This is a genomic window from Kitasatospora sp. NPDC048715, assembly GCF_043198905.1.
GTDB classification, from domain to species: domain Bacteria; phylum Actinomycetota; class Actinomycetes; order Streptomycetales; family Streptomycetaceae; genus Kitasatospora; species Kitasatospora lactacystinica.
Map to the genome: position 1 here is coordinate 235,765 of NZ_JBICVH010000013.1, position 12,985 is coordinate 248,749.

9 protein-coding genes are annotated in these 12,985 nt (G+C 73.9%); 5 read left to right on the forward strand and 4 right to left on the reverse strand.

All coding sequences use genetic code 11. The features are described from left to right. Positions 1–95: 95 nt before the first annotated feature. From ACGFSC_RS24580 to ACGFSC_RS24590, 3 genes are all read right to left on the reverse strand, one after another. Positions 96–2,393: an ATP-binding cassette domain-containing protein gene (locus ACGFSC_RS24580; RefSeq protein ID WP_359901305.1), complete on the reverse strand. Its 2,298-nt coding sequence runs from the start codon at positions 2,391–2,393 to the stop codon at positions 96–98. Between the two features lie 191 nt (positions 2,394–2,584). Beyond that, complete coding sequence (locus tag ACGFSC_RS24585; protein WP_359901302.1) at positions 2,585–2,920, reverse strand: DUF5132 domain-containing protein; 336 nt, start codon at positions 2,918–2,920, stop codon at positions 2,585–2,587. Between the two features lie 310 nt (positions 2,921–3,230). Further along, positions 3,231–4,925 (reverse strand): DUF885 domain-containing protein, encoded by a 1,695-nt coding sequence (locus tag ACGFSC_RS24590; RefSeq protein ID WP_359901300.1) that lies wholly within the window; start codon positions 4,923–4,925, stop codon positions 3,231–3,233. 221 nt (positions 4,926–5,146) lie between these two features. Between ACGFSC_RS24590 and ACGFSC_RS24595 the strand changes: the two genes are divergently transcribed. From ACGFSC_RS24595 to ACGFSC_RS24615, 5 genes are read left to right on the forward strand one after another with little or no spacing between them, the layout of a single operon-like run. Beyond that, positions 5,147–6,727, forward strand: coding sequence for an ABC transporter substrate-binding protein (locus tag ACGFSC_RS24595; RefSeq protein WP_359901298.1), 1,581 nt, complete (start codon positions 5,147–5,149; stop codon positions 6,725–6,727). Between the two features lie 13 nt (positions 6,728–6,740). Next, positions 6,741–7,709, forward strand: coding sequence for an ABC transporter permease (locus tag ACGFSC_RS24600; protein ID WP_359901295.1), 969 nt, complete (start codon positions 6,741–6,743; stop codon positions 7,707–7,709). 2 nt (positions 7,710–7,711) lie between these two features. Next, positions 7,712–9,577 (forward strand): dipeptide/oligopeptide/nickel ABC transporter permease/ATP-binding protein, encoded by a 1,866-nt coding sequence (locus tag ACGFSC_RS24605; protein ID WP_359901293.1) that lies wholly within the window; start codon positions 7,712–7,714, stop codon positions 9,575–9,577. Continuing rightward, entirely contained in the window at positions 9,574–10,365 is a 792-nt protein-coding gene (locus tag ACGFSC_RS24610; RefSeq protein WP_359901290.1) for an ATP-binding cassette domain-containing protein, read from the forward strand. Before ACGFSC_RS24605 ends, ACGFSC_RS24610 begins: the two co-directional genes overlap by 4 nt. Then, positions 10,362–11,666, forward strand: a complete 1,305-nt coding sequence (locus ACGFSC_RS24615; protein WP_359901287.1) for an FAD-dependent oxidoreductase — start codon at positions 10,362–10,364, stop codon at positions 11,664–11,666. Before ACGFSC_RS24610 ends, ACGFSC_RS24615 begins: the two co-directional genes overlap by 4 nt. Here ACGFSC_RS24615 and ACGFSC_RS24620 read toward each other — a convergent pair. After that, on the reverse strand, positions 11,656–12,720 hold the full coding sequence (locus tag ACGFSC_RS24620; RefSeq protein ID WP_359901285.1) for an alpha/beta hydrolase: 1,065 nt from the start codon (positions 12,718–12,720) through the stop codon (positions 11,656–11,658). The two genes, ACGFSC_RS24615 and ACGFSC_RS24620, sit on opposite strands and share 11 nt — an antisense overlap. Between the last annotated feature and the right edge of the window lie 265 nt (positions 12,721–12,985).

Consider the following 12,985-nt stretch of genomic DNA (forward strand, 5'->3'; position numbering starts at 1 on the left):
CTCCAGAAGTGTGGGCGGGCATGCGCGCAGGACGCGCCGGGCCACGCCGACCGTGGTGGCGTCACACGGTCGGCGGGCGGTGCGGCTCTCTGCGGTCAGGCGGCGAGTTCGCCGGCCTGGAGCTGCCAGAGGGATGCGTAGAGTCCGTGCCGGGCGAGGAGTTCGTCGTGGGTTCCCTGTTCCGCGACGACACCGCCCTTGTCCATGACGTAGATCCGGTCGGCGTGACGGACGGTGGAGAGCCGGTGGGCGATGATGACCATCGTCCGGTCGGCCGCGAGGCCGCGGAGCGTGCGCTGGATGGCGGCCTCGGTCTCGTTGTCCACGGCGGAGGTGGCCTCGTCCAGGATCACGACCGGCGCGTCCTTGAGGATCGCCCGTGCCAGGGCGATCCGCTGCCGCTGGCCGCCCGAGAGGGCGGCGCCGCGTTCGCCGATCACCGTGTCGTAGCCGTCCGGCAGCGTCGCGATGAAGGTGTGGGCCTCGGCCATCGTGGCCGCCTCGGTGACGGCCTCGTCCGAGGCCTCGAAGCAGCCGTAGCGGATGTTGTCGGCGATGCTGCCGTCGAAGAGGAACGGATCCTGGGCGACGAACCCGATCGCGTGGCGCAGATCGTGCCGGGGCAGGTCGCGCACGTCCCGCCCGTCGAGCAGCACGCTGCCGGATTCCGCGTCCTGGAAACGCATCAGCAGCTTGGCGACCGTCGTCTTGCCGGAGCCGGTGGCGCCGACGAGGGCGGTGGTCCGCCCGGCGGCAATCGTCAGCGAGAGGTCCTCCAGTGCCGGCGGCCGACCCGGGTAGGCGAAGGTCACCCCGTCGAGGACGATCTCGCCCTGGACCTTCTCGACGTCGAGCGGTCCGCCGGCACCTTCGGCCTCGACGGGCAGGGCCCGCAACCGCTGGACCCGGTCGTAGGCGGCGAGGGTGCGCTGGTACTGGTCGACGATGCCGCCGAGCCGGTTCATCCGGAACAGCACCATCTGGGGCAGACCGATCAACGGGCTGAACACCTCGAAGCGCAGCGTTCCGTTGAGCACCGAGCGGCCGCCGACCAGCAGGGTGCCGGCCATGGAGGCGGTCGTGCAGGCCCGGACCGTCTCGGCGTGGCGGATCGTGCTCCGGGCGGTCTGCTGGTTGCTCTCCTGAACCGCCTCGCTCAAGCCGTCGATGCGTTCGGCCTCGTAGTCCTCCGTGCAGAAGCTCTTGACGGTGGCGCCGGCCTCCAGCGAGTTCACCAGCTGGCTGTGCAGCCTGGCCCGGTTCTCGCCGGAGACGGCGTAATCGGCCGCGACCTTGTCCTGGTAGTGGAGCGACAGCCAGGCGATGACGGGGATGGGCAGGAAGGCGATCCAGGCGATCTGCGGCGCCATCAGCAGGAACATCGGCACCAGGATCAGCAGGCTGGTCCCCAGGTGCAGCACGTCGTTGGCCGAGGTGGCGAAGAACGTGCCCAACTGACCGACGTCCCCGGTGAGCGCACCGGCGACCCGACTGGTCCGCTCGCCTTCCAGGTGGCGCAGTTCGAGGTGCTGCACGTGGGCGTACGTCCGGCTGCGCCAGTCGTGCTCGATGTCCTCGCCGAGCCCGCGCCACTGGAGGTTCGAGGCGTACGAGAGGCCCGCCACGGCGGCGCAGGCGGCCGCCACCAGCCCGGCCAGTCCCCAGAGTTGGGCGGACGCGGTGGTCAGGCCGAGGCGGACGAGCGGTGCGGCCTCGCCCTTGATGAGTACGAGTCCCGTCCAGCCGAGGAAGGTGCCCAGCGCCATCTCCGAGACCTGGCAGGCCACCGACAGCGCGGTGGCGCGGTAGAACCGCTTCCGGTGCGGTCCGACGATCTCCAGCAGGGGGTGGCGTGCGGCTCCGGTCCCGGACAGGTCCCGGGTCGTCCCGACCGTCCTGCGCCAGGCCTTCCGGACGACGGCCGCGGTCGCGGCCGCGACCCCACCGAGTGCCACCAGCTGCCTGCTCAGCGCCGACCCGCGGATCAGTGCGATGCCGGCCGCCACCCCGCCGCCCACGGCGAGGACGGGGCGCAGGACGGGAGCGCGGTCCGGACGCGTCCCCGGTTCGACGGCGGGCCGGGCCGCCACCGGAGGTCCGGTCCGGACCGGACCCGCCGCGACCCGGGCGACCACCCTGCGGATGATCCGGCCGACATCCGCGGCGCGCAGCTGCGGTTCGTGCCGGACGAGGACCCCACCGGTGATCGGGTTCGCCTGTGCCTCGGTGATCCCGGGGACGCGACGCAGGGCCGCTGCGAGGACTTCGGCCGTCCGGGGCCGTCCGAGGACCAGCTTGACGTCCCAGCGCTGGCGGCCCGGAATGACCGAGCGCGGGCTCGCGTCCGGATCCACGGAGCGGAATCCGGCTGCGGCACCCAGCAGAGATGGCATGTGTACGATCACCTGTTTGCGGAGGTCACGGGCGATCCGTCATCGGGCACGACGGAGCACTGCGACGGAGTGGGAATCTGAAGGGGGCGGGTGGTACGGCCGGAACGCCCACGGCCGGCCACCGCGTGGACACAGGTCGCGAAGTCGGTCGCGGTGTGCGCCCAGGCGGCGGGTCGAAGCGTGCCGGTGCGTCAGTGCGCCTTTCCGGCAGCGGCCGTCGCACGGATCTTCGGGGCCCTCGTCTCGGCCTCGGCCGGGTCGATCACCTCGGTCTTCCCCTCGATCGGTGCATCGTGCTCGACGGCTCGGTGGCCGTCACCGGAGACGGCCTGCGCCGCCACCATGTCGGCGGCCACCTCGGCCGCGAGGTCGTGGATGTTCTCACCGGCCTCGTGGGCGGCCTTCTTCACCTCCATGACGATGCCGACGGACGTCTTGACGACGCCGCGCACCAGTGGCTTGAGAAGGCGCTTGGCCAGCGGCGCGACGACGAGACCGATCAGGAACGGCGGAACTACGGGCGGCATGGTGTTCCAACCTCTCTACGCAGACGGTTGACACGGGACCCCGAGCGCTTCGGACTCCGGAGCGTGCACAGCAGGACGGACGGAAGCACCCCTCTCGCCGGATGACCGGTTCCGTCGCGGATTTCCCGCCGAACCGAATTCCTCGCCGATGGGGTCCACCGCCCGATCCTCCGTCACCGTAGTCGAGCCAGACTCGCCAAAACCAAACGTTCTCAACGGGATTCACTCGTGCGAGTGCAATCCGAACCACCAACCGCGACGAATCGTGGTACGCATGCCCATTAATTTGACGGATAATATTATTTAGCGATCAGCCATGACTTCCGAATTCCCGCGCCACCCGCCGGCGCAGGGCGGAGAACGGCAGCGCGCCCCCTCCCAGCACCGCCTCGTGGAAGGCCCGCACGTCGAACCCGGCACCCCGGCCGGCCTCGGCCCCCTCCCGCAGCCGGACGAACTCCAGGTACCCCGCGCGGTAGGAGAGCGCCTGCCCCGGCAGGTCCGTCGAGTACCGCAGCAGGTCCGAAGCGATCTGGCCGTCCTCCTCCGTGGAGTTGGCGCGCATGAAGTCCCGCGCCTGCGCCAGGTCCATCGTCCCGAGGTTGAGCCCGGTGTCGACGACGAGCCGCTGCGCGGTGAACCGCTCCTGCGCGAGGCGCCCGTACGCGTCCCACGGGTCCTCGTAGAGGCCCATCTCCCAGCCGAGCCCCGCCGCGTACTCGGCCCAGCCCTCGTTGAACGCGCCGAACTCCGCCGCCTCGCGGCGCACCAGCGGCAGGGCGGTGTTCTCCGCCTGCCGGGCCAGGTGGAAGTGGTGCCCGGGCGCCAGCTCGTGGTAGATCAGCGAGGCCGAGCCGATCAGGGACCGCCGGTCCAGGTCCGAGCCGTTGTAGCGGTAGCGCCCGACCGCACTGGCCGCGGTCGGAGCCTCGTAGTACCCGAAGGTCATCCCCGGCTCCAGTGCCGGGTCCAACCGGGCCAGCCCGTACGGCGCGGCCGGCAGGGTGGCGAACCACTGCGGCAGCCGTGGCTCCAGCCGGTCGAGGTGGCCGCGGAAGCGGGCCTCGACCTCCTCGGGAGTCCGGGCGTACAACCGGGGCTCGGTCCGGAGCCGTGCGTGGAACTCGGCCTCGGGGCCGTGGAAGCCGAGGGCCGCGCGCGCCTCCCGCATCCGCTCCGCCAGCTCTCGGCACTGGTCGCGGCCGAGCTCGTGCAGCCGCTCGGGCTCGGTGTCGCTCCCGGTGTGGGTCCGGACGAAGTCCCGGTACGCTTCCCCGCCACCCTCGTACTGCGCCCACCCGACGCCCTGCGGCGCCCCTCCCGGGTACGCCGGGTCGTCGACGCACCCGAGCAGCCTGTCGAAGGCCGGCGCCAACTCGGCCTCCACCAGCCCCTGCACACCGTCGCGGAGGCGGCCGCGCTCGGCCGGTCCCAGCCCGTCGAGCCGGTCGTCCGCCACCGCGACCCGGCGCACGGCGGAGGACCGCAGGTCCTCGATGGTGGCCCGCACTCCGGCCAGGGCCGGCGCCGGCACCCGGAAGCCGAGCGCGGCCTGTCCGACCACCTTGTCGCCGATCGAGCCGACCACGCGCGCGAGGTCCCGCACCAGCGCCAAGTAGCGGTCGCTGTCGGACCGTTCGGCGAAGCGGAAGGCGCTCAGGACGACATCGACGTACAGCGAGAGCGGGAAGAGCCGGTACGGCGTGGCGGAGGGCGTCAGCCAGTACCACCGATGGGCCCGCAGCTCCTGTTCCGCCAGCGCCACGAGGACGGCCGCGGTGTCGGCATCGGCACCGGGCAGCTCCGCTTCGTCGAGCGCCCGGACCCGCGACAGCACGTCTGCCGCGAACCGCTGCCGCTCCTCGGCCTCGGTGAGCGACGCTCCCGGCAGCGTGTCGACCGGGAGCCCCTGACGGACCCGCAGCAACGGCTCCCGCTCCAACAGGAACTCCCAGTAGCGGTCGGCCAGGTGACCGACCTCGCGACCCGGCTCGTTCGTCGTCATGTCGACACAGTGTGGCGATGACGGACGGCCAGGTCACCCGGGCGGGGACGGACAGCCCACAACACCCCCCGAAAGAGTGAATCAGGATCACCGCCCCGGCTCTCCCGCGCCCGACGCCCACCGCTCCCGTCCAGGCGAGAGGCGGACCGGGTCACTCGAACACACCTTTGCCACGGTCCAGTTGAATCGCCATCGCCAATCCCCGGTGGCACCATGACGCCATGCCCCGTCGTTCACCGTCGGTCGCCCTGGCGGCCACCCTGACCGCCGCGGCCGTCGCGCTGAGCGGGTGCGGCGGCGCCGAGTCCTCGACGACCACCCCCCTCGTGGACCGCGGGACCGTCCGGATCGCGGCGGCCAGCGAGACCCCCAGCTTCGACCCGTACTCCACCTTCGGCGCTGCTCAGGCCCGCTACGCCTACGACTCCCTGGTCAACCTCGCCCCCGACGGCACCCTGGTCACCGGTCTGGCCTCGTCCTGGCAGGCCACGACCACCACGGCCACCTTCACCCTGCGCCCGGACGTCACCTGCTCCGACGGCACCCCCCTCACCGCCTCGGCGGTGGCCCGGGCGCTCACCTACGCGAACGACCCGGCCAACCAGCTCGCCGGCGCCCGGACCGTCCTGCCGAACGTGCCGTTCACCGCGAGCGCCGACGACGGGACCGGCACGGTGTCGGCGACCACCGCCGCCCCCTTCCCCTTTCTCACCCGCAGCATCGGCCTGCTGCCGATCGTCTGCCCCGCCGGGCTCGACCGGCCCCGGACGCTGGACCGCGCCACCCAGGGCACCGGCCCCTACGTGCTGACCCGCTACACCCCCGGCGGGCCCTACGAGTTCACCGTCCGCGACGGATACTCCTGGGGCCCCGCCGGGGCGACCACCGCGGCGTCCGGCCTCCCCGCGCGCATCGTCGTCTCGGTCGTTCCCCAGGCCTCCACCGCGGCGAACCTGCTGCTCACCGGGGGCGTCGAGATCGCGAACGTGAACGGGCCGGACCGCGCCCGGCTCACCGGCCACGGCCTGGCCGCCACCGACGTGGCGACCGTGGTCGGGCTGACCTTCTTCAACCAGCGCCCCGGCCGGGCCCTCGCCGACCCTGCGCTGCGCCGCGCCCTGGTCTCCGCCCTCGACCGTCGGGGGCTCGCCAACGTCGCCGTCGGCGGCACCGGCAGCCCCGCCACCGACTTCGGCGCCGAGGGCGCCGTCTGCCACGCCGACCTCGCCGACGCCAACCTGCCCGCCCAGGACGGCGCCGAGGCCCTGCAGGCGGCCGGCTGGACCCGCTCCCCCGGTGGCCCGCTGACCAAGGACGGCCGGACGCTCCGACTCCGCCTGATCACCAGCCCCGACCTCGGCCCGACCCTCTCCTCCGTCGCCGAGCTGATGGCCCGGCAGTGGACGACGCTCGGTGCGCAGGTCGACCTGGTCACCGAGAGCCTGCCCGCCCTCGTCAACGCCATGTACGAGAGCGCCGACTTCGACGTGGTGGTCGGCAGTACCCCGGGGTTCGCGCTCCCGGTCGGCTTCATCCCCTTCTTCTCCGGCCCCACCCCCGCCCAGGGCCTCAACTTCGCGGGCGTGCGCAACCCCGAGTACGACGCCCTGGTCACCCAGGCCCTCCGGGAGACCGACACCACGGGCTGCGGCACCTGGAACCGGGCCGCCGCCGCGCTCTTCCGCGCGGCCGACGCCCTGCCGATCGCCGACGGCCGAAGTGGCGTGTACGGCTACCGCACCACCTTCACCACCACCTTCGGCGGCCAGCTCGTCCCCACCAGCATCCGCCTCCACCAGTGACCGGGGGCCCACCGTGTCCGTACCCCGACTGCTGCGGCACCCGTGGACCGTGTTCCTCGGCCGCCGCACCGTCCGGCTGATCCTCTCCCTCGCGGTCGTGCTCACCGCGTCGTTCGCGATGATCCGCCTCGTCCCCGGCGACCCCGTCCGCGCCGCGCTCGGCGTCGACGCCGCCCCCGACCTGGTGGCCGCCCGCAGACACGGCCTCGGGCTCGACACGCCGTTCCTGTCCCAGTACCGGCACTACCTCGGCGGCCTCCTCCACGGCGACCTCGGCACCTCGCTGACCACCGGGACACCGGTCGCGGAGCTGGTCCGCACCCGGCTGCCGGCCACCCTGGAGATCGCCGGGCTCGCCTTCCTGGTCACCCTCGCCGTCGCCCTGCCCGGCGGCCTGCTCGCCGCCGTCCGCACCCGCGACGGCCGCCGCCCTCGCACCGAGCTGACGTTCACCGCCGTCACCGCCGGCCTGGCCGGGGTGCCGGACTTCGTCCTGGCCGCCGGACTCACCGCGCTGCTGGCCGTCGGCCTCCAACTCCTTCCGGTGGCCGGTGCGGCGGGTGTCGAGTCGTTCGTCCTGCCGGTCCTCGCCCTCTCCCTCGCGCCCACCGCCGTCCTGGTGCGCATCGTCCGCGTGGAGGCGCTGAAAGTACTGGACGAGGACTACCTGCGCACCGCCCGGAGCAAGCGGCTGTCCCCCGCGCGGTACTACCTGCGGCACGCGGCACCGAACACGGCCACCGCCGCGCTCACCGTCGCCGGGAGCCTGCTGCCCGCCCTGATCGCCGGCACCGTGCTGGTCGAGAAGGTCTTCGCCTGGCCCGGCATCGGCTCCGCCATGGCGCAGTCCGTGGCCGCCCAGGACTACCCGGTGGTCCAGGCGATGGTGCTGGTGCTGGGCACCACCGTGCTGCTCGCCGGCCTCCTGGTCGACGTGCTGCTCGCCGTGCTCGACCCCCGTTCGGCGATCCGGGAGATGTGACCATGAACCTTCCGTCCGGCCTCCGGCGCTCGCCCATGGCCTGGGCCACCGCGGTCATGCTGGCCTCGGTCGTCGTGCTCGCGCTGGTCGGCCCGCTGGTCTGGGGAGCGGCGGCCGACCGCCCGGACCCCTCGGCGGTACTCCAGGGGCCCTCCGCGGGACACCCGTTCGGCACCGACAACCTCGGCCGGGACGTGCTCGCCCGGGTCCTGACCGCCACCCGGCCCTCCCTGCTGCTCGCGCTGGCGGCGGTCCTGCTCGGCGCCGGCACGGGAGTCCTCCTCGGAGCCTCCACCGCCGTGCTCGGCAGGCGCGCCCGCCGGCTGACCGGCGGGCTGATCAACCTCCTGCTCGCCTTCCCGGCGCTCCTGGTCGCGATGTTCCTCGCGGTCGTGTTCGGCGCGGGCGCCGCCGGGGCGATGCTGGCCCTCGCGGCCGCGGGCGTCCCCGGATTCGCCCGGCTCGCCCAGACCCTCGCCGCCGCGGTGGCGGGCACCGACCACCTGGCCGCGGCCCGGGTCCTCGGACTGCGCCGCCTGCGGCTGCTGTGGCGGCACGTCCTGCCCAACATCGCCGAGCCACTGCTCCTGGGCACCACCACCGCGGCGGGCACCGCCCTGGTCGCGCTCTCCGGGCTGAGCTTCCTCGGCCTGGGCGTCCAACCGCCCGGCTACGACTGGGGGCAGCTGCTCAACCAGGGACTCGACCGCGTCTACGCCGAGCCCCTGCCCGCCCTCGCACCCGGTCTGGCCATCCTCTACGCGGCCCTGACCTTCCAACTGCTCGGCGAGGTCCTGGCCGGGAGCGCCGCCCGGCGCGGCGCGACGCCGCGCACGCCCGCGCCGGCACCCGCCCCGAGCGGGCCCGCCGAGGACGGCCTGGTCCTCCAGGTCGAGGACCTCCACGTCGAACTCCCCACTCCTGACGGCGTGATCCGGCCGGTGCGCGGAGTCGGCCTCGCGCTGCGGCCGGGCGAGATCGTCGGGCTCGTCGGCGAGTCGGGGTCGGGCAAGTCGCTCACCGCGCTCGCCATCGCCGACCTGCTGCCGTACGGTGCCCGGGCGCCCCGGCGCACCCTGCGCCTGCTCGGGGCCGACCTCGCCGCCCTGCCCCCGAAGGAACGGGACCGGCACCTCGCGACGGGCCTGGCGGTGATCTTCCAGAACCCGGCCTCGGCGCTCAACCCGTCCCTGCGGATCTCCACCCAGCTCACCGAGACCGTCCGGGCCCATCGGGGCGCGAGCCGCGCCCGGGCCGCCGCGGAGGCCGCCGACGCACTGCGCCGGGTCGCACTCCCTCCGGCGCTGCTGCGCTCCCGCCCGCACCAGCTCTCCGGGGGTCAGCGCCAGCGCGTGATGATCGCCGCCGGGCTGATGGTACGGCCGGGCCTGATCATCGCCGACGAGCCGACCACCGCGCTCGACGTCACCGTGCAGCGGCAGATCACCGGGCTGCTGTCCGAGATCCGGCGGGACACCCGCGCCGCGATCCTGTTCATCAGCCACGACGTCGCACTCGTCGGGGAGTTCTGCGAACGCGTCCTGGTGATGTACGCGGGCACCATCGTCGAGGCCCTGCCCGCCGACCGCCTCACCGACGGCGCCCGGCACCCCTACACCCGGGCCCTGATCGCCTCGGTTCCGGACCTCACCGCCGACCGCGACCGGCCGCTGCTCACGGTCGAGGGCACACCGCCCGACCCGCTCGCACCCGCACCGGGGTGCCCGTTCGAGCCCCGCTGCCCGCGCCGCCGGGAACAGTGCGCCGAACAGACCCCGCCGCTGGACGACCTCGACGCGAACCACCGCGTCGCCTGCTGGTACCCGGTACCGGTGGCGGCGGACCCGGAGACGGTGACCGCGTCATGACCGGCCTTCAGGTGACCGGCCTCGTCGTCCGCCACCCCGGCCCGCGCGGCCCGGTCACCGCCGTGGACGGCGTCTCGCTGGAGGTCCCGTCCGGTACCACGCTCGGTCTCGTGGGCGAGTCCGGCTCCGGCAAGTCGAGCCTGGCCCGCGCGATCGTCGGCCTCACCCCCGTGCACGCCGGCCGGGTCCTGCTCGACGGCCGGGAGGCCCGCACCCGCACCGTCCGCGGCCGTCGCCGGCTCGGCCGCCAGGTCCAGATCGTCCTCCAGGACCCGGACACGGCGCTCGACCCGCGGATGACGGTCCGCCGGACGCTCGTCGAAGCGGCCACCGTCTTCCGCCGGCTCGACCGGCCCGCCCGTACCGAGCGCGTCGCCGAACTGCTCGGCCTCGTCGGCCTGGACCCTCGACTCGCCGACCGGCTGCCACGGCAACTGTCCGGCGGACAGCGCCAGCGGGTCGCCGTCGCCCGCGCTCTGGCCGTCGAACCCGGTCTGCTGATCGCCGACGAGATCACCTCGGCACTCGACGTCTCGGTGCAGGCCTCCGTCCTCAACACGATCCGGGAACTCCAGCTGCGGCTGGGGCTGTCCATGCTGTTCATCGGCCACAACCTGCCGGCGGTCTGTCACGTCTCCGACGCGGTGGCGGTCATGCGGCACGGCCGGATCGTCGAGACCGGTCCCACCGGAACCGTCCTGCACACCCCGCAACACCCGTACACTCGGACGCTGTTCGCCGCCGTGCCGAGCCTGCGCACGCCACCGCCCGGGGAGGGGCCGTCATGACCGTCGTTCGACCGGACGCCGTGGTCGTCGGAGCCGGGGTGATCGGCGCGGCCGTCGCCCTCGAACTCGCGCGCGCCGGGCGGCAGGTGGTCGTCGTGGACAAGGCGGGCGCCGTCGGCCACGGTTCCACCAGCGCCTCCAGTGCGATCATCCGCTTCAACTACTCCACCTTCGCGAGCGTCGCCACCGCCTGGGAGGCGCAGCACTTCTGGACGTCCTGGCCCGACCACCTGCGGCCGACCGGCCGCCGCCCGCTCGCCGCCTTCCACCGCACCGGTGCCGTGCTGCTCGACTCCCCCGAGGTCGCGCCGTCCGAGACCGCCGCCCTGTTCGAGCGCGCCGGCGTCCCGTACGAGCGGTGGGACGCCCCGACGCTGCGCAGGCGCCTTCCCGGGATCGATCCCGGGCGGTACTGGCCGCCGAAGCCGGTGGACGACGACGCCTTCTTCGCCGACCCGTCCGGCGAGCTCGGTGCCCTGGTCACGCCGGACGCCGGGTACGTCGACGACCCGCAGCTCGCCGCCCAGAACCTCGCCGACGCCGCGGCCGAGCTGGGCGCCCGGTTCCTCCTCCACCACACCGTGGTGGCCGTCGACCGGCACGCGGACCGGGTGACGGGCATCCGCCTGGCCGACGGCACGCGGATCGGCGCACCGGTCGTGGTCAACGCCGCCGGCCCGTGGTCCGGCGGCCTCAACCGGCTGGCGGGGGTCGGGGAGGACTTCACGATCGGTGTGCGTCCGCTGCGCGAGGAGGTCCACCAGGTCGCCGCACCGGACGTCCGGACCGCCGACCCGTTCCCCCTGGTCGCCGACCTCGACCTCGGCACCTACGTCCGCACGGCCCCCGGCGGGCACCTCCTGGTCGGCGGGACCGAGCCGGAGTGCGACCCGCACGAGTGGATCGAGGATCCGGACGAGGCCGATCCCCGCCCCACCGCCCGCCGCTTCCGCACCCAGGTGACCCGGGCGGCTCGCCGGTTCCCGGCGCTGCGGGTCCCCAACCGGCCCCTCGGCGCGGCGGGCGTGTACGACGTCGCCGACGACTGGACCCCGATCTACGACCGCACCGCCCTCGACGGCTACTACGTCGCGATCGGCACCAGCGGCAACCAGTTCAAGAACGCCCCGCTGGTGGGCCGCTTCCTCGCCACCCTGATCGACCGCGTCGAGGCCGGTCACGACCACGACGGCGACCCGGTCCACTACCGCGGCGAGCACACCGGCAACGTGATCGACCTGGGCGCCTTCTCCCGCCGGCGCCCGGTCCGGACGGACGCCGCCCGAACGGTCATGGGCTGATCACACGCAGCTCCCGCACGAGGTCCCCGACCACGCCGACCACGAACTCCGGCGCCTCGTGCGGGAAGTCGTGGCCGGTCCCCTCCGGCGTGTGCACCAGCCTCGACGCCGTCGACGCCGCCAGGTAGCGGACTCTGCTGCGGAGGTAGAAGCCGCTGATCCGCTCGGCCTCGACCGCGTCCCGGGCGTCGGCCAGCACCGCCTCGCCGCCGATGAGATCCCGCGGTATCACCAGCACCAGCGGCAGGTCCCCGAGATCCCCGTCGTACACCACGGTGTCCCAGCCCACCCTCGCCAGCCCGGACGGCGACAGCTCCGCGAAGATCGACGCGGCGGCGCAGCCCTGCCCGGCCCGGGCGCCGGGGCTCCGGTGCGCACCGAACAGCTGCCGCACCGCCGTCAGCAGGAAGCCTCGGCGCATCGCCGCGAGCTGCCCGTTGGGCGGCGCGAAGGCGATGACTTCCAGAGGCGTCGGATCCAGCAGCACGAGGCCGGCCACCAGGTCCGGTCGGCGCCTGGCCACGTTCGCGACCAGCAGCCCGCCGAAGGAATGGCCGACGAACACGAAGGGTGCCCGCTCCCCCGCCGCCTCCAGCGCCGCCGGCAGCTCCTCCGCCTCGGCCGCCGTCGTCCGCGGGAAGGGCCCGACGTCGCTCCGGCCCGTCCCGAGGCGGTCGACCAGCACCGACCGGGTCCGGGCGGACAGCATCGTGTGCAGCTCCCGGAAGTCCTCGCCGGGGGCGTGCCCGCCGGGCATCCAGACCACCGTCGGCGCACCTCCGGCCCGCCCCTCGGCGAGGACGTGCATCCGGTGACCGCCCACGTCCACCAACCGCCCCGGCGGTGGATTCACCCGCGCCTCCCGGGCCACCAGCACGAGGTGCCGAACGGCTCCCGCCGCCAGCAGCACCCCGACAGCCAGCGCCAGGCCACCGAGCGTCACCGCCCAGGCCGCGCCCGTCGTGAGGAGGCCGCCGCCCGCTCCTGCCACCACCAGCGCGACCGGCACCCCGATCCAGTCCCGGCTCAGCGCTGCGAGCAGGGAGTTCGCCATTCGTCCGTCCCGTCGCATGGGCCCTCCGCAACGGCACTCGTAGACCGATCCCTCCCAGTGTTCTTCCCCCGCTCATCCGGCCCGACGCCCAGCCGTCCTCCCGCAGCGGCCCGGGAACGCACCGCACACGGCCGGAGGCCAGCTCGCCGACGCCGGAATCGACGGGGTGGTGTTCGGCCGGGTCGACCACGCCGGACTCACCCGGGTGAGGTCCGTCCCGCTCGCCCGGCTCGAACACGCCGCCGGACAGTTCGCGGTCTCGGTC

Excerpts from the sequence above, each read along its gene's own strand:
- ACGFSC_RS24580 (WP_359901305.1), bottom strand. The coding sequence starts at position 2,393 with ATGCCATCTCTGCTGGGTGCCGCAGCCGGATTCCGCTCCGTGGATCCG.
- ACGFSC_RS24585 (WP_359901302.1), bottom strand. The coding sequence starts at position 2,920 with ATGCCGCCCGTAGTTCCGCCGTTCCTGATCGGTCTCGTCGTCGCGCCG.
- ACGFSC_RS24590 (WP_359901300.1), bottom strand. The coding sequence starts at position 4,925 with ATGACGACGAACGAGCCGGGTCGCGAGGTCGGTCACCTGGCCGACCGC.
- ACGFSC_RS24595 (WP_359901298.1), top strand. The coding sequence starts at position 5,147 with ATGCCCCGTCGTTCACCGTCGGTCGCCCTGGCGGCCACCCTGACCGCC.
- ACGFSC_RS24605 (WP_359901293.1), top strand. The coding sequence starts at position 7,712 with ATGAACCTTCCGTCCGGCCTCCGGCGCTCGCCCATGGCCTGGGCCACC.
- ACGFSC_RS24610 (WP_359901290.1), top strand. The coding sequence starts at position 9,574 with ATGACCGGCCTTCAGGTGACCGGCCTCGTCGTCCGCCACCCCGGCCCG.
- ACGFSC_RS24615 (WP_359901287.1), top strand. The coding sequence starts at position 10,362 with ATGACCGTCGTTCGACCGGACGCCGTGGTCGTCGGAGCCGGGGTGATC.
- ACGFSC_RS24620 (WP_359901285.1), bottom strand. The coding sequence starts at position 12,720 with ATGGCGAACTCCCTGCTCGCAGCGCTGAGCCGGGACTGGATCGGGGTG.